Genomic DNA, 15806 nt, shown 5'->3' on the forward strand with positions numbered 1-15806 from the left:
TCGAGCGGGACTACGGCGCGACGGCGACCTACACCGGACTGCTCGAACCGATCCGCAAGGCGTTCGCGAAGGCCAATGGCGTGAAGCCAGCGCTGTTCAGCGCAAACTCCGAGGGCGCGTGTCCCAATTGCAATGGCGCCGGTGTCATCTACACCGACCTGGCGATGATGGCTGGCGTCGCCACCACCTGCGAGGAGTGCGAGGGGAAGCGGTATCAGGCAGCGGTGCTGGACTACCACCTCGGCGGCCGCGATATCAGCGAGGTGCTGGCCATGCCGGTGACCGAGGCCGAGGAGTTCTTCGGTACCGGCGAGGCGCGGATTCCGGCGGCGCACAAGATCATTCAGGCACTCGCCGATGTCGGGCTCGGCTATCTCAGCCTCGGCCAGCCGCTCACCACACTGTCCGGCGGCGAGCGGCAGCGGCTCAAGCTGGCCACCCATATGACCGAGAAGGGCGGCGTCTACGTCCTCGACGAGCCGACAACCGGCCTGCACCTTGCCGACGTCGAACACCTGCTGGCCCTGCTCGACCGGCTCGTCGACTCCGGCAAGTCGGTCATCGTCATCGAACATCACCAGGCAGTCATGGCGCATGCCGACTGGATCATCGATCTCGGCCCCGGCCCGGGCCATGACGGCGGCAAGATCGTCTTCGAGGGCACACCCGCGGACCTCGTCACCGAACGCTCCACCCTCACCGGCGAACACCTCGCGGCTTACGTCGGCGCGTAGCCGTCCGAAATCGGCCTCACTGTCGATTCCGCTTCGCGCCCATGGGAAGCCGCGGATCGATCGCCATATCCGTCCAGGTGCCGCGCAACCACGCCTGTGCCGGATCGTCACTGATCCGCCAGGCCCGTTCCGGTCCGGGACCGGCCATGATGTTCAGGTAGTACATGTGGTAGCCGGGCGCGGCGATGGACGGGCCATGGTAACCGTGCGGAACCAGTACCACATCGCCGTCGCGGACCTCCTCGAGCACATCGATCGGCCGCTCCGGCGTTCCGTACACGCGGTGGTAGCCGAAGCCCGGCGACTCATCGGCGCCGCGGGCGAATTCGAAGTAGTAGATCTCCTCGAGCGGGGTCTCGGTATCGGTGAGCTCATCGTGTTTGTGCGCCGGATACGACGACCAGTTGCCGCCCGGGGTGATCACCTCGCAGGCGATGATCGAGTCGGCTTCGAAGGTGTCCGCGGTCGCGAAGTTGTGCACCTGACGGCTGCAGTTGCCCGTACCGCGCAACTCCACCGGCACATCGACGGCGGGGACATATCGGAACGGGAGCTGCCGTTGCGCGTGAGCGCCGCCGAGCGCGAACCGCCCGCCGTTGGCAGTGGTCACGGTGTAGGAGTTGTCCCGGCCGATGTAGGCGAAGTCGGTCGGGCCGTCGAAAACACTGTCGCGCCCGGCCAATTCGCACGACTGACCAGCACTGACCACGGTGCACGAACCGGACAGCGGCACAATGACGATCTCATCGGTGCGGCTGTGCGTGCGATGGGACTGCCCCGGCTCGAGTTCGATGACATGCAGGCTGCAGTGCTCCCAGCCCGCCGACTCCTGGGTGAGCTCCACCGTGTACGGCGCACGGCAGCTGCGGGCGGCGGGTATGTAGTGCTTGCTGTGCATGCCGATCACCGCACCAGCGATACGGCCGTATCGACGGCGCCCGCGACATCGCCGTCCCGTGGATACAACAGGGCGCGGCCCACGATCAGGCCCCGAACCCCCGGCAGCGCAAGGGCTTTCGCCCAATGGGCGTAGGTGTCGTCCGGATCTGTCTGCGGGTCGCCGCCGAGCAGCAGGGTGGGCAGGGTGGTGGCCTCCATGACCCGCTCCATCTCCGCGACGACGGGCAGCTTCAGCCAGGTGTATGCCGATGTGGAGCCCAGTCCCTGAGCCAGGTGAACGCTTTTGATGACCGCATCCGGCGACAGGTCGTTGACCACCTTTGTCCCCGGCCCATCGGGCCGGTGCGATATGAACGGCTCGAGCAGCGCGGCCAGGCCGAGCGCGGCGAGCTCATCGATGGCGGCGGCGCTCGCGGTCATCATGGACAGGGTGCCCGGATCGGTGAGATCGAACCGATTGAGCATCTTGGCGCCATTGAGCCCGGCCGCGGCGGTCGCCCGCGCGGTATACCCGGTCATCCGGTCGTCGAGCTCGAAATCCGCGCCCGCGATACCACCTCGGTTCATCGAGCTGAATACGACCTTGTCTTCGAGCGCACCGAGCAGCAGCAGGTCCTCGATGATGTCCGCGGTGCCGAGTACACCGTCGACACCCGGCCGGGCCAATGCCGTCACCAACCGGTCCAGCAGCTCCATGCGGCTGTTCATGGCATAGGGGTTGCCCGCGGCCGCCAGTGCGCCGCGGGCGGGATGATCGGCGGCGATGATCATCAACCGGCCGTCGTCGCGCACCAGACCGCGGCGGGTCCTGGCATCGAATGCCCTGGCGACGGCGCCGGGATCGGCCGCACGCACCTCGGTCAGCTCGGCTACCTTCATGGCTTGGCCCTTCCGGTCGGTGACAGCTCGACAAGTGCGTCGATTTCCGCGCTGGTCGGCATGGCAGTGGAACATTCGAGCCGGGCGGCGACAATGGCCCCCGCGGCATTGGCGCGACGCAGGATGGTCTCCAGATCCCACCCGGCGAGCAGGCCATGACACAGACTGCCGCCGAAGGCATCTCCGGCACCGAGGCCATTGACGACCTCGACGGTTGCGGGCGGCACCACCACCGATTCATGGCGGGTCTTGCCGAGCACACCATCCGGGCCCTGTTTGACGATGGCCAGTTCGACCCCCAGATCCAACAGTGCGTCGGCGGCTCGCTGCGGGTCGGTCTCGTCGACGGCGATGCGGCACTCCTCACGGTTGCCGACCGCCACCGTGACCTGTGTCAGGGCTCGGCGCACCTGTTCGCGGGCCTGGCTCTCCGCGGCCCAGAACATCGGCCGGTAGTCCAGGTCCAGTACGGTCAGCGGTCGGCGCTCCCGGATCGACCAGGCCTCGAAATGTGCTGCGCGAGAGGGCTCTTGGCACAGTCCAGTGACGGTGGACCAGTACACACCGGCACCGCGGATGAGTTCGGGATCCACCTGTCCAGCGGTGATCTGCAGGTCCGGCGCGCTGGGCTCGCGGTAGAAGTACAGCGGGAAATCGTCGGGCGGGAAGATCTCGCAGAAGGTCACCGGCGTCGCGAAGCGGTCGGTGGTCTGCACGAGTGCATCCGAGACGCCGAGGCGGACCAGCTCGCGCCGCACGTACCGGCCGAAGGGGTCGGCGCCGACACCGGACCACAGCGCGGTGCGCCGCCCCAGCCGCGCCGCCGCCACCGCGACATTGGCGGCACTGCCACCGAGGAACTTGCCGAAGGTGTCGACATCTTCCAGACCGACTCCGGACTGGAGCGGATAGATATCGACGCCGACCCGACCGGTCGACACGACCTCGAATTGAGCGTTCACAGGCTGACTCCAGGGTTGGTCCAACTCGACGAGCATTGCCGCCTGTCCAGACTGTGCGCCACGCCGTACCGCCTTGTCAAGACTTTGTCAGGACATACTGACTTACGGACATATTGAACCGGTAAGGCTCGAAGTGCCTTACAGTGGATGAAACGGCGGTCACCAGCACCCGCCCGCCCCGAGGAGTCACGATGCCAGCGCCACTGGATGTCGCGATCGACCGCACGAGCCCGGTCCCGCTGTATTTCCAACTGGCACAAGGCATCGAGAACGCGATACTCAGCGGTCGACTCACACCCGGTGACCGCATCGAGAACGAACTGGACCTGGCCAAACGGCTCAACCTGTCGCGGCCGACCACCCGACAAGCGATCCAGGCGCTGGTTGATAAAGGGCTGTTGATGCGCAGGCGCGGGGTGGGAACCCAGGTGGTGCAGAATCAGGTGCATCGCCCGGTCGAATTGACCAGCCTCTACGACGACCTGCTCACCGCGGGGCAGGAGCCGACCACCGAATTGCTCGACTACCAACTCGGCGCTCCCGATATCGATATCGCCAAGGAACTGGGCGTGCCCGAGGATGCCCGCTTCGTGACCTTCCGCAGGCTGCGCCGGGCCGGAAGTGAACCGCTGGCCGTCATGACCAATTATGTACCTGCCGAATTCGCGCCCGCGCCCGACCAGCTCGAGCTGCACGGATTCTATGAATGCCTGCGGGCCAAGGGGATTCACATCGCACTCGCGCGTCAGCGAATCGGTGCGCGCAGCGCCACCCGGGCCGAGGCCCAGCTACTGGAGGAGCGGACGAACGCGCCGGTGTTGACCATGCAGCGCGTCGCCTTCGACAGTTCCGGACGCCCGGTCGAAATGGGCCGGCACGTATACCGGGCCTCGCGGCACTTCTTCGATACGACCGTACTGAGCCGCTGAAACGGTGCGAGTCAAAATCTCGTCAACCGGACAATTTGTCCGAACATATTGATATATATTGTCAGCCCTACGATCGAATCGGCTGCAGCGTAAACGAGTACCGATCATCGATCCCGGGCCGCCGCGATCATGTACGCAGCCTCACCGACACCCCGGATCAGGTGCACCGCGGGTCGTGGACATTCTCGCAGCGTACTGACGATCAAATGCGGCCCTGACCCGATGGGCTCAGGCCACCCTCGATGATTCAGGCGCAGCACTCGCATTCGTGCCCAGCAGCCAGGTCGTCCACCCCCAGGGCCATGGGGGATGGGCAGCAGGTATCGCCGCGCCAGGCATTGATACCTTCCTTGCCCGCGATAGCGGCGATCATCAGTGCCGCGATCGCATCGGCCCACGACCAGCCGAGCAGGCTGTTGATCACCAATCCGATCAGCAGCACCGCCGACAGGTAGGTGCAGAGCAGAGTCTGCTTGGAGTCCGCAACCGCTGAGGCGGAACCGAGTTCGCGCCCGGCACGCCGCTGCGCCCACGACAGCACCGGCATGATCGCCAGGCTCACCGCCGCCAGCCCGATGCCGACCGGCGAATGCCGAGCCTCGCCACCGACCCGCAGCAGAGACAGGATCGAATCGACGCTCACGTAGGCGGCCAGCGCGAAGAATGAGAACGCGATGACCCGCAGCGCGACCTTCTCCCGCTCCGCTGGGTCACGCCCCGCGAACTGCCACGCCACGGCAACCGCCGATGAAACCTCGATCACCGAGTCCAGACCGAACCCGAGTAATGCCGCCGACGACACCCGGGCGCCCTCGGTCAGCGCGATGATCGCCTCGATCACGTTGTAGGAGATGGTCGCAGCGACGAACCATCGGATGCGCCGAGCCAGTGCCGCCCGTCGTTCCCGAAACGGACCCGAGACGGTCACCGCCGAGGGCGGCGACGGAATTCCCAGCGACTGCGACATCAGCAGCACCCCTGCGCATCGGAGTCCGGGCAGCACGCCGGATCCACCGCCAGCACCAATCCGGTGAGGTCGTCGAGCGCGCGCGCAATGCGGGGATCGGCGAGCTCATAGCGCGACCGGCGACCCTCCGGAATCGCCACCACCAACCCGCAACCTCGCAGGCACGCAAGGTGATTCGACAGAATCTGGCGCGAGACCCCGATCCGGTCGGCCAGATCCGAGGGGTAGCTCGGGCCAGTCCGCAGGCTCAGCAAGATCTCGGTGCGCGTCGGGTCCGACAGCGCATGCCCGAAACGGGCCAACGCATCACGGTGCAGCACGGCTTCCACACCAAGACAGTACATCGGATTCTGTATCCAGAAAATAGTGAACCATTGCAGCTGAACCCCGGCCGTCCACCGGGGCGTCAGTCTTTTACGGCGATCGACAGACGAGGCCTGTCGGTATCGCGCGGCTCGGCCACCCGCTCCCAGGCGGCATCGGTCATGGGAGCGAGCAGGAGTTCGCCGAACTGCCGGACCAGTACCTCGACAAGCTGGGTGGACTCGCGACGTGCGGTGGATGCCAGTCCCGCCCCGCGCAGGTCACACCGGCTCCCGCGTGAACCGCACTTATGGCGGCACCAGCGAGATCATGAAGGAAATCATCTCCCGCTCGCTTTGAGACGACAGGGTCATGCCAGGTCGGAGGCGATGATCTTTTCGATATTCCGTTCCGCGAGACCGGTAATGGTCAGGAAGGGGTTGACGCCGGTGCTGCCGGGAATCAGCGAACCGTCGATGACGTACAGGCCGGAGTATCCGTTGAGTCTGCCGTAGTTATCGGTGGCCTGACCGAGCAGGCAGCCGCCGAGGGGGTGGTACACGAAGTCGTCGCCCCAGATCTTGTAGAGGCCGAACAGATCGGTCCGATAGATCGTGCCCGCCTTGGAATTGATGGCATCGAATACTCGTTTGGCCGCATCGATCGAGGGCTGGGTGTGGGACGCCTGCCAGGATAGGTCCACCCCGCCACTGGACGAATTGTAGGTGAACCGAGCGCGGTTGGGGTTCTTGGTGATCGCCAGATAGAGATTGACGCCGTTCTCGGTATTCGTTGGGAATGGGGCGATTTCGGCGAACACCGGACCGTTGGCATCGGCCCAGTTGTCGACGCCCATACACGGAATCGCGGATTGCAGCGCCCCGGTCAAATCCAGCCCGGCCCGGCCCACCATCACATTGCCATTGTTGCCCCAGCCCGCGCCGACCGAATCGGCCAGATTCGGCAGCTTGCCCAGTGCTTTCATGGTCACCAGCAGCTTGCTGGTACCGACGCTGCCCGCCGCGAAGAAGACCTTATCCGCAGTGACGGTCTTGGTCGCCACCGTATTGCCGAGCACATCCATCTCCGTGATGACCACCGTGTAGCCGCTCGCGGCCGGTGCCACACTGGTGACCTTATGCAGTGGAGAGATGCTCAGTTTGCCGGTTGCGGCGGCCACCGCCAGATAGGTCTTGTCCAGTGAGCGCTTTCCGAAGTTGTTGCCATAGATCACCTCACCGCCCAGCGCCGAGCGCGTGACGGTATTCGCCTGCTCCTTCTGCATATAACTGAAGTCGTAGACGTTCGGCACGAAGGTCGTTGCGTAGCCTGCGTTGTTGGCGGTCTTTCGACTGACCCTCGCGTATTTGTAGCATTCGGCGGACTCGAACCACGCCGGGTCGACATTGTTGACCCCGAGTGCGGCCTGAGCCCGGGGAAAATAGGTGGAGTACATCGCCGACGCGTCGACCGATGGCAGAATCTGTTGGAAGTAATCCTGTTTCGGCAGCGGAGCCATACCGCCGTTGACCAGCGAGCCACCGCCTACACCGCGGCCCTGATACACCCGCGTCGCCGCGAACTGCTCCGAGTCGAGTACACCGGCGTCGCTCGGGCTGATGTCTCGGTTGATATCCGCCCCGACGAAATGGTTGATCGGCTGATCGGTCCTGGTCCGGAACCAATACGACCGCTCGTCCGGATCGATCATGGTGCAGAAGACTTTTCCGTCGGATCCGGGCGTGGTCCAGTTCTGCCCCATCTCGATCATCGCGACCTGTTTGCCCGCCTGGCACAAGCGCAGTGCGGCGACCGCTCCGCCATAGCCGCTTCCGATAATCAGATTCGGCACATGATCCCCGTTGCCGATGGGTGCCGCCGACGCCTTCGCGATCCACGCGGCCGGACCGAGTGCCATTGCTCCGGCCGCAATTGCAGTGCCCGCCAAGAATTTCCGGCGGGTAATCCCTTGGCGAACGCCGGTGTTGGCCGAGGGGCGTCGGTCGTACATGAGCGAAACCTTCCGATATGAGGCGCAGGAGAGCACCTCGAGTCGGCAGAATGTAACAGGTTCTAGTTGAGCCTCGCGGCGAATCGCATCGTTGATGTGTCACGATGCCGAGCGAGTAGTCACGACCCGCGCCGAACGGCGCAATAGCACTGGCCCACAATCCATTTCGCAGAGAACGCCGGCCGTGCAGAGGTGTGTGCTGCGAGAACAACAGCTACCGCGCTGAGATTGCCACCCCGAACAGTCCCCAATTATCGAAACAACAAGGCGCAGATCAGGTTCCGAGATCGAAGCGGATACCGGAGCGCAGCGCCGCGGTGGCGGACAGTCCGAACATGTGGTGGAAGGTTTCACTGAAGTGGGACGGGGTGGCGAAACCGGCGTCGGTGGCGCAACGAGTGAGATCGCGGCCGGTCGCGGCGTCCCGGATCGCGTGCATGACGCGGGTCCACCGCTGATAACCACGGAACGTGGTGCCGGACTGCTGGGTGAACAAGCGGAGGAAATGGGTCGTGGACAGGCCCAGATTTGCGGCGATGGTTTCGGCCCGGAATGTGCGATTCGGGTCCCGGCGGATCGCGGCGGCGACCGACTCGATCCGCTGATCGGCGGCCGGTGCCCGGCCGGAGACGGCCCGAGCGAAGATTCGGTCCGGATCCACATCCTCGCCACGGCACCGCTCGATGAGCTCCTGCTCCCGTCGGTGGCCCAGACCGTAGGGCCCGGCGGTCGCCGTCATCTCCTCCGCGATGCCGGTGGCGGGCGCACCCGCGGGGTCGACGAACAGCAGCAGGATCCACTTCTCGGGGGCGACGACGCGGTGCACCGCGCGGGCAGGAGCGAACGAGCTGCTGGTGCGAATATCCCCGTGCGCGGCGGTCTCCAGGACGAACGGCTCGTCCAAGCCGACGCTGAGCACAGCGACCGATGGCGAATGCAGGTCCACGCCGAGTTCCGGCCCGATATAGCCCACATGACCCGGCCGCACCCACACCAGCGGCGACTTTGCCGTACCGCATATTTCCGAAAGCGCACCCACGGTCACAACTGCCAGGGTATCGCCATGCCGCCCGCAAGACGGCGGTCGACCAGAGCAACACCACCAGCCGGAGGGCACATCATGCGAGGCAAAGTTCCACTGCGAGTTCGAATTCTGACCGCGCTATCGACCGAACCGGACTGGGATTCGATCACTCCGGATGAGGTCATCGAATTGCGCGAAGCGCAGTTCCGCAAGCGCCGCTCCGCGATCGGCAGGCTCGCCACCGGCAGGCCCGATCGGGGCGCGACCATCACCACACCCGTCCTCGATCTGCCGGGGCGGCGGCTGGGCATTCGCGTGTACCGGCCCGGGCGTGCGGGCACAGACCTGCCGCTGATCGTCGCGTTCCACGGCGGCGGATTCATCGGTGGCGCACCGGATCAGGACGATTGGTTGCTCGGTCACCTGGCGGTCAACTGCCCGGCCGTGGTTATCTCGGTCGACTACCGGTTGGCGCCCGAGCATCCGGTGCCCGCACCCATCGATGACGCCTACGAGTCCGTGTCCCACCTGCTCGAGCTCGCTCCCGTGTGGGGAGCCGATCCCACCCGGCTCGCCCTGTTGGGTGCCAGTGCGGGCGCCACGCTCGCGGCGCTCACCGCGATCAGGGCGAAGGAAATCGGGCTGCCGGTGCGCGCCCAGGTGCTGATCAACCCGCAGCTCGACTGGACCGGCCGTGTCTTCGAGTACCCCTCGTTCACCGAGAACGCGGACAGCCCGACCGCCACCCCGGCCAATTGCCGTGCCGTGCAACGCATTGCGCTGCCCGCATTATTCGACGCCCGCGCGATTTCACCGATCGAGAGCGACGACCTCGCGGGACTGGCTCCGGCCCTCATCCAGTCCGCGGGTCTGGACACGCTGGAAGATCAGGCTCCGGCGTATGCCGAACGCCTGCGACAGGCGGGCGTCGACGTGACGCTGACCCGTTACCCGGAAGCGGTGCACGCCTTCCTGAGCATGCCCGGCCTTGTCCCCGCGGCCCGTCCCGCACGTGCCGAGATCCTCGCCCACCTACGCAGCCACCTGCTGGAGCGCTCGGGCGCAGCGGCGCGATAAGGCTCGGCTGTACGCGGAGCAGAGTGTTGCGGGCCGATTGCCCGCGCCCGACGACAACCCCATCCGGATCGGTGACCGTTCCGGTTCGCGACGAGACTTCTGAAGACGGGAATAGCGATGACCACCACCGACCTTGCCGAGGCGAGGGGCCATTCCACATCACCACCGGGTGCCGATTCCGCAGCGGCACAAAGCCTGGCGGGGCAACTGCGGCCCTACGTATGGAGTTTCGCCGCAGTTGTGATTCTGCAGGTCATCGGCGCCATCGCGGGTCTGGCGCCGTTGCTTGCGGTTGTTGAATTGGGTCGAACCCTGTTGTCGCCCAATCCGATCGATCACGGTCATGTCCGAGTCGTCGTGATCGCGGGTGCACTCGGCTTGTTCGTCCGACTGATCTGCACGGCCGCGTCATCGGGAATCGGGCACATTCTCGACGGCCGAGTACAACTCTCGTTTCGCCGAAAACTGGCCGAGCGGCTGGGGCAGGTACCGATCGGGTGGTTCTCCCAGCGCCGGACCGGCGAGCTGGCAAAGGTGGTGGGGGAGGACGTAGGTGCCATGCACCCCTTCATCGCCCACACCCCCGGCGAACTCGTCTCCGCATTCGTGGTGCCAGTGGTATCGCTGATCTACTTGTTCACCGTCGATTGGCGACTCACGCTGATCACGCTGATACCGGTGGTGCTGGCGGTAGCGCTGGTCCCCCTGATGATGACCCCGCTCCGGCAGCGCGAGCAGACGGAATTCGATGCGGCCATGGGGCGGATTTCAGATTCGGCCATCGAGTTCGTGCAGGGTATCTCGGTGGTCAAGGCGTTCGGCGGATCCGGACGCGCCCATCGTAAATTCCGCACGGCCGCAGATGATTTCGTCCATAGCTTTTATCAGTGGGTGCATGGTATCTCCGGGATCGCCGCGGGGATGCAGCTGGCGCTCTCGCCGCCGTTCGTGCTGCTGCTCGTGCTGATCGGCGGTGCGGGGCTGATCACGTCGGGCGGCATGGCGCCCGCCGACCTGCTGCCCTTCCTGCTGCTCGGACTCGGCCTGACCGCTCCGATCGCGGCTCTGGGCCATGGCTTCGACGATATGCAGGCCGCCGGGCGCGCGGTCGGCCGGATCCGGGACGTACTCGCGGTGCCTTCGCTCCCCGAACCTGCGAAACCAGTTGCGCCACAAGGTCACCGGGTGGAACTGCATGACGTTCGATTCGGCTACGACGCCGATCACGAGGTGCTGTGCGGGATCGACCTGGTGCTCGAACCGGGGACGGTCACCGCGATCGTCGGGCCGTCGGGCAGCGGAAAATCCACGCTGGTTCAGCTGTTGCCGCGGTTCTTCGACCCGACCCACGGTTCGGTCGCCCTCGGCGGCGTCGATCTGCGTGAGCTCGGCAGCCGCGAGCTGTACCGGATGGTCTCCTTCGTCTTCCAGGACGTTCGCCTACTGCGCGCGTCGGTGGCGGACAATATCGCGCTGGCAGTACCGCATGCCGACCTCGACGACGTGGTTCGCGCCGCCCGGCTGGCCAATATCCATGACCGAATTCTCGAGCTGCCGCGCGGGTACGAAACAGTGATCAATGCGGAGGCCGGCCTCTCGGGTGGCGAGGCACAGCGGCTCTCGATCGCACGCGCACTGCTTGCCGACGCGCCCGTTCTGGTGCTCGACGAGGCGACCGCCTTCGCCGATCCGCAGACCGAACTGGCTGTGCGCCAGGCCCTTTCGATGCTGGCGGGCGATCGAACAATCCTGGTCATCGCCCATCGCTTGGCGACGGTCGCCGACGCCGACACCGTCGTGATGCTGGAGCACGGATCGATCGTCGAACGCGGCAGACCCGCCGAATTGCTCGCACAGAACGGAAAATTCGCCGCGTTCTGGCAATCCCATCGATCGGCTATCGCAGACGAGATCGAAACCCACGCCGACATAGCGCAAGGAGACGAGCCCCGATGATTCGAATGCTGCTGCGCGTGCTCGGACACGAATACGCCCAGCCGGTGCGTCGCACTGTAGCCCTGATGACCACGACGGCGATAGTCGAAGGCTTGTCCTACGCACTGTTGGTTCCAGTGCTGCGGGCACTGTTCGGGAAAGACCCCGGAGCTGCCCGGCCCTGGCTGATCGCGTTCGGTATCGCGGTCGCGGTATACGCGGGTCTGCGCTATCGCAGCGATCTGTCCGGTTTCCGTGTCGGGACAACACTATTGCGCGGTATGTACCACCGTCTCGGCGATCATCTGGCCCGATTGCCCATCGGCTGGTACAGCGCGGGCCGGGTAGGGGAGGTGTCGGTCTTGGCCAGCCGCGGCGTCCTGCAGGCGATGAGCGTCATCGCGCATCTGCTCACACCGTTCATCTCCGCCTGTGTCACCCCCTTGACGATCGTGGTCGTGATGCTCGCCTACAACTGGCAGATGGGGGTGGCCGCGTTGGTCGCCGCACCGATCGTGGTGGCGATCGAGATCTGGACGGGACGCTCGACAGCGGCCATCGATGTGGAGCGCGCCGAACGCGACCACGAGGCCACCGGGCGAGTCATCGAATATCTCCAGGCCCAGCCGGTGCTGCGCGCGGGCGGCCGGACCGTGGAGCGCTACCGGCTGCTCGATGACTCGCTGCGGGACCTGCAGCGCGCGTCCCGTCGTTCCACGCTGTCGGCACTGCCCGGCGTATTGGGTCTGACTCTCACGGTGCAGACGATATTCACCGTATTGCTGGTCCTGGGCGCCTACCTTGCGCTCAGCGGAAGTATCGGCGCGGCAGAGATTTTGACGATCCTGGTGCTGGCCGCCCGCTGCGCGGATCCGCTACTGTCACTGTCGGATATCGGCGGCAAGCTGCGCAGCGCACGTTCCGTGCTCGCCGCACTCGATACTGTCTTGCGCACCGATCCGCTGCCGGAGGCTCCCGATCCGATCCAGCCGGTCGGCCATGACCTGGAGTTCGAGTCCGTCGCATTCGAGCATGGCGGCCGCACGGTGATCGATGACCTCTCAATGTCCGTGCCAGCGGGACAGCGGCTCGCGATTGTCGGACCCTCAGGTGCGGGTAAGAGCACATTGCTGCAGTTGCTCGCGCGGTTCTACGACGTGAACGCGGGCGCGGTGCGCGTTGGCGGTGTCGACGTCCGCGCGATCGACACGAAGGTATTGATGGCGCAGATCGCCATTGTCTTCCAGGATGTCTATCTCTTCGACGGCACAATCGAGGAGAACGTACGTCTCGGCCGACCCGACGCAAGTGTTGCCGAGGTGCGGGCGGCGGCGACCGCGGCGCGGTTGGACGAGGTGATCGAGCGACTGCCCGGCGGCTGGGCGAGCAATGTCGGTGAGGGCGGCGCACTGCTGTCCGGTGGCGAGCGCCAACGCATTTCGATCGCGCGAGCACTGCTGAAGAACGCACCCATCGTACTGCTGGACGAGGTGACCTCAGCACTGGACCCGGTGAGCGAAGCGGCCGTCCACGAGGGCATCGAACGCCTGATGGCGGGCCGAACGGTGGTGCTGGTCGCGCATCGGCTGCGGACCATCCAACGCGCCGATCGCATCGTCTTTCTGGACAACGGCCGAATCGTGGAGCAGGGCAGCCACGACGAACTGTTGCGCCGCAATGGCCGCTATGCCGCTTTCTGGAATATTTCCCTGGCACCGGCAGTGTGAATGCGTGCGCCCGGAATTCGCGGGCAGCGCTCTGTCAGCCGTGGCGATGTAGAGCGATGGATGTGCTGGGATGGTCGTGCAGGAATTTTGGTACGACCATTCGCCAGGCGTCGACGATCAACTCGCGCATCTCGTATTCATCGATCGCGGCCATCCAGCAGTCGACCCAGTTATAGCGCTGATCCGACAGCCGCGGCAGCCGGAACTTCTCCGGTTCGGCGGCGATGAGCGCCGCCCGCTCGGCCTTGGGAAAGGCGAAGCCCATGACGGATTCGTCTCGGGAGAAGGCGATGTAGACGATCCGCCCGACGCGAAACTTGATGCGGTCCGCGACAACCGCCTCGTAGGAGCGCGGCAAGGTGAGCGCCAGTTCTCGCACATCCGCGACGGTGACCATATGCCGATGATGCCACCTGACTCCGACACCGATGCCCGCAGCGCGGCTGACCGCAATATCGCCTGGTACTGACCTCGATCTGGGCCACGGTATCCAACGGTCGGTGCAGTACAGCGTCGGCCGCTCCACCATCCACCGCATCGTCAGCAGCACCACGCCAAGGGCGTAACGCCCGCGGCGCTCATATACCCAGTGACACGTCCCTGTTGATTACCCGCCTGGGCTGGGTCCCGGCCTTCACCCGGCTGTTCATGTGTCAGATGGGCAGCGCGCCCGGCGTGACACCGTCGCGTCGCCCGTCTGCGGTCACGGCCAGCACCGGGTGACCTTCGACCCGGGTGTGCGGCCCAATCGTTGTCGGACCGACCGAGATACGTGCTGCAATGTCGGTGGCATAGCACCAGTGGACGTCGTTCGACCCGTCGGGGTCGTCCTCATGGGGAAGGAGATAGCCGTGCTCGGCCGGGATCGGGGGACCGGTCTCGTAGGCGTCATCCTGATGGATGTAGGAACGGATGATCGTGCCGTGCTCGGCGATGCACCATCCGGTGGCGAACCCGCATCCGTGATAGTCGTCCCAATTGATATAGCCGTGGGCGGTGCCGAATCGGCGGCTGAGGGCGGCTGTGGTGTCCTCGAGATCGAGAGACCACACGAACGCGAGCGTCCATCCGTCCAGGACGGGGGTAACGTAGCCAACCCTCCCGGCCAAGAGAAACCCATTCGAGGCCGCCGCCTGGCCGAGCCGCATCGTGACCGGCATCGGGTCTGACAGGTCGAGCGCGTCGAGCACGGCCGCCTGGTCGTGGGTGGGAATGGCGTACCACTGGCCTTCCGGGTCGAACGGCTCCGGTACTTCGTGGGGAATCCTGATCCTGATCAGGCGTCGAACCAGTGCCTGATCGGAAGGGTCGAGCCTGTCCCAGCCAACGATCTCCGCAAGCCCGTTGAGTGCGTGCCAGCGGTACGGGCTCGGTGAACGCCGCATCTCACGCAGCACGGGCACCACGCGCGGGCCGATCCAGCTGATCACATGGCTGGCCTCGCGACGCACGAAGTCGACGGGATCGGCGAGCAGTAGAAGCAGCGCGGGCAGGTGCGACAGTGACTCGTCGGGCAGTCGCCCAAACACCCGGCAGGACGAGTAGCGCACATCTGGGTCCTCGTCGGCCAGCAATGGAAGCACCACGGGAACGTAGGGCGCGGCCCCGGTGCCCATGGCCGCGAACGCCGAACACGCCCATGACCGCACATTGTGACTTTCGTGGTGTAGCAACGGAACGAACATGTTCCGGTCCGATACCCGAAGCCCCTCGAGCGCATTGCCGATGGGGTTCCTCCGTGATGGTGCCCTGTTGTGGGCCCGAGGCGATGTGCCGTTCGCGAGCGCGTCCACCAGTGGCTGCAATGCCGGGTCGCCGATCTGTTGCAGCACCTCGACGTAATTATGGGCATACCAGCCATTGGAGTCGCGCAACGCCGCCACCAGCGGTCCTACCGCCAGCGCACTCGCCGCCACCAGCGCATTGGCGGCGGCCTGCCGATGGCCCGGGTCGTGCGCCCTGAGTTGCTCGACCAGCGAAGAAATGCGCATGGGCCACACCATAGGTAGAAAAACAATCGGTCGTCGAATGTCTGCCGCCAGCCCTGGAGGTTCTCAGCCTGCGACCCGGTCGCGGGTGAGGTCCAGGCTGGTGTTCATGTCGAGTCGGACCGTAGGGGTTGACATTGGACCAGAACAGCGGCGACATCGCGCGGCGCTCGTTCTCGCCGATCAGGTCGTGGAATTGTGGATCCTCCAAAACGGCTTGTAGCAGAAGGGTATTGATGTGTACCAACGCCGATTGCAACAGGTGCAGCACCAGCATCGACACCTCGGCGTGCTCGCGGTCGGCGCCGGTGAGCTGAGAGTCCTTGCCGTAGAAGACAACTGTGTTGGCGGAGTTCCAGACGCTCGCCCC

At 65.4% G+C, this 15806-nt stretch carries 14 protein-coding genes and 1 pseudogene; 5 read left to right on the plus strand and 10 right to left on the minus strand.

Going from position 1 to position 15806, the window contains the following annotated elements; all coding sequences use genetic code 11:
- A partial coding sequence (locus ABZW16_RS04935; RefSeq protein WP_354952289.1) for an ATP-binding cassette domain-containing protein occupies nucleotides 1-734 on the plus strand: 734 nt, incomplete at its 5' end.
- 16 nt (nucleotides 735-750) lie between these two features.
- Here ABZW16_RS04935 and iolB read toward each other — a convergent pair.
- From iolB to iolC, 3 genes are read right to left on the minus strand one after another with little or no spacing between them, the layout of a single operon-like run.
- Nucleotides 751-1632 carry a 5-deoxy-glucuronate isomerase gene (iolB, locus tag ABZW16_RS04940; protein ID WP_354952291.1) on the minus strand — a complete coding sequence of 294 codons (882 nt, stop codon included), beginning with the start codon at nucleotides 1630-1632 and terminating at the stop codon, nucleotides 751-753.
- Between the two features lie 5 nt (nucleotides 1633-1637).
- A complete protein-coding gene (locus ABZW16_RS04945; protein WP_354952293.1) occupies nucleotides 1638-2513 on the minus strand; it encodes an aldolase in 876 nt (291 codons plus the stop codon).
- Complete coding sequence (gene iolC, locus ABZW16_RS04950) at nucleotides 2510-3475, minus strand: 5-dehydro-2-deoxygluconokinase (RefSeq protein ID WP_354952295.1); 966 nt, start codon at nucleotides 3473-3475, stop codon at nucleotides 2510-2512. Before iolC ends, ABZW16_RS04945 begins: the two co-directional genes overlap by 4 nt.
- 191 nt (nucleotides 3476-3666) lie before the next feature.
- On the opposite strand from iolC, the gene ABZW16_RS04955 reads away from it, so the two are divergent.
- Nucleotides 3667-4404: a GntR family transcriptional regulator gene (locus ABZW16_RS04955; RefSeq protein WP_354952297.1), complete on the plus strand. Its 738-nt coding sequence runs from the start codon at nucleotides 3667-3669 to the stop codon at nucleotides 4402-4404.
- A gap of 247 nt (nucleotides 4405-4651) precedes the next feature.
- On the opposite strand, the gene ABZW16_RS04960 is transcribed toward ABZW16_RS04955, so the two are convergent.
- From ABZW16_RS04960 to ABZW16_RS04975, 4 genes are all read right to left on the minus strand, one after another.
- A complete protein-coding gene (locus ABZW16_RS04960) occupies nucleotides 4652-5371 on the minus strand; it encodes a cation transporter (RefSeq protein WP_354952299.1) in 720 nt (239 codons plus the stop codon).
- Nucleotides 5371-5700 (minus strand): metalloregulator ArsR/SmtB family transcription factor, encoded by a 330-nt coding sequence (locus tag ABZW16_RS04965; RefSeq protein WP_354952301.1) that lies wholly within the window; start codon nucleotides 5698-5700, stop codon nucleotides 5371-5373. Before ABZW16_RS04965 ends, ABZW16_RS04960 begins: the two co-directional genes overlap by 1 nt.
- Nucleotides 5701-6044: 344 nt before the next feature.
- Entirely contained in the window at nucleotides 6045-7685 is a 1641-nt protein-coding gene (locus ABZW16_RS04970) for a GMC oxidoreductase (protein WP_354952303.1), read from the minus strand.
- 274 nt (nucleotides 7686-7959) lie between these two features.
- On the minus strand, nucleotides 7960-8730 hold the full coding sequence (locus ABZW16_RS04975) for an AraC family transcriptional regulator (protein WP_354952305.1): 771 nt from the start codon (nucleotides 8728-8730) through the stop codon (nucleotides 7960-7962).
- Nucleotides 8731-8805: 75 nt separating this feature from the next.
- Here ABZW16_RS04975 and ABZW16_RS04980 point away from each other — a divergent pair, with 75 nt between their 5' ends.
- From ABZW16_RS04980 to ABZW16_RS04990, 3 genes are all read left to right on the plus strand, one after another.
- Nucleotides 8806-9786 carry an alpha/beta hydrolase gene (locus ABZW16_RS04980; RefSeq protein ID WP_354952307.1) on the plus strand — a complete coding sequence of 327 codons (981 nt, stop codon included), beginning with the start codon at nucleotides 8806-8808 and terminating at the stop codon, nucleotides 9784-9786.
- A 117-nt stretch (nucleotides 9787-9903) separates the two neighbouring features.
- On the plus strand, nucleotides 9904-11742 hold the full coding sequence (locus ABZW16_RS04985) for an ABC transporter ATP-binding protein (RefSeq protein WP_354952309.1): 1839 nt from the start codon (nucleotides 9904-9906) through the stop codon (nucleotides 11740-11742).
- On the plus strand, nucleotides 11739-13448 hold the full coding sequence (locus ABZW16_RS04990) for an ABC transporter ATP-binding protein (protein WP_354952311.1): 1710 nt from the start codon (nucleotides 11739-11741) through the stop codon (nucleotides 13446-13448). Before ABZW16_RS04985 ends, ABZW16_RS04990 begins: the two co-directional genes overlap by 4 nt.
- Nucleotides 13449-13482: 34 nt before the next feature.
- Here the strand turns inward: ABZW16_RS04990 and ABZW16_RS04995 are convergent, their stop codons facing one another.
- The 3 genes and pseudogenes from ABZW16_RS04995 to ABZW16_RS05005 all read right to left on the minus strand — a co-directional run.
- Nucleotides 13483-13845 carry an MmcQ/YjbR family DNA-binding protein gene (locus ABZW16_RS04995; protein ID WP_354952313.1) on the minus strand — a complete coding sequence of 121 codons (363 nt, stop codon included), beginning with the start codon at nucleotides 13843-13845 and terminating at the stop codon, nucleotides 13483-13485.
- Between the two features lie 256 nt (nucleotides 13846-14101).
- Entirely contained in the window at nucleotides 14102-15331 is a 1230-nt protein-coding gene (locus tag ABZW16_RS05000) for a HEAT repeat domain-containing protein (protein WP_354952315.1), read from the minus strand.
- Nucleotides 15291-15782 (minus strand): annotated as a pseudogene (locus tag ABZW16_RS05005) (Tn3 family transposase); the annotation flags it as partial. The gene ABZW16_RS05000 and the pseudogene ABZW16_RS05005, both read right to left, overlap by 41 nt.
- Nucleotides 15783-15806: the final 24 nt, after the last annotated feature.

The organism is Nocardia sp. NPDC004604, assembly GCF_040609795.1.
Classification (GTDB): Bacteria; Actinomycetota; Actinomycetes; order Mycobacteriales; family Mycobacteriaceae; genus Nocardia.

What these genes read in the sequence shown, in the direction of transcription:
- iolB (WP_354952291.1), bottom strand. Translation starts at nt 1,632, where the DNA reads ATGCACAGCAAGCACTACATACCCGCCGCCCGCAGCTGCCGTGCGCCG.
- ABZW16_RS04945 (WP_354952293.1), bottom strand. Translation starts at nt 2,513, where the DNA reads ATGAAGGTAGCCGAGCTGACCGAGGTGCGTGCGGCCGATCCCGGCGCC.
- ABZW16_RS04955 (WP_354952297.1), top strand. Translation starts at nt 3,667, where the DNA reads ATGCCAGCGCCACTGGATGTCGCGATCGACCGCACGAGCCCGGTCCCG.
- ABZW16_RS04960 (WP_354952299.1), bottom strand. Translation starts at nt 5,371, where the DNA reads ATGTCGCAGTCGCTGGGAATTCCGTCGCCGCCCTCGGCGGTGACCGTC.
- ABZW16_RS04970 (WP_354952303.1), bottom strand. Translation starts at nt 7,685, where the DNA reads ATGTACGACCGACGCCCCTCGGCCAACACCGGCGTTCGCCAAGGGATT.
- ABZW16_RS04980 (WP_354952307.1), top strand. Translation starts at nt 8,806, where the DNA reads ATGCGAGGCAAAGTTCCACTGCGAGTTCGAATTCTGACCGCGCTATCG.
- ABZW16_RS04985 (WP_354952309.1), top strand. Translation starts at nt 9,904, where the DNA reads ATGACCACCACCGACCTTGCCGAGGCGAGGGGCCATTCCACATCACCA.
- ABZW16_RS04990 (WP_354952311.1), top strand. Translation starts at nt 11,739, where the DNA reads ATGATTCGAATGCTGCTGCGCGTGCTCGGACACGAATACGCCCAGCCG.
- ABZW16_RS04995 (WP_354952313.1), bottom strand. Translation starts at nt 13,845, where the DNA reads ATGGTCACCGTCGCGGATGTGCGAGAACTGGCGCTCACCTTGCCGCGC.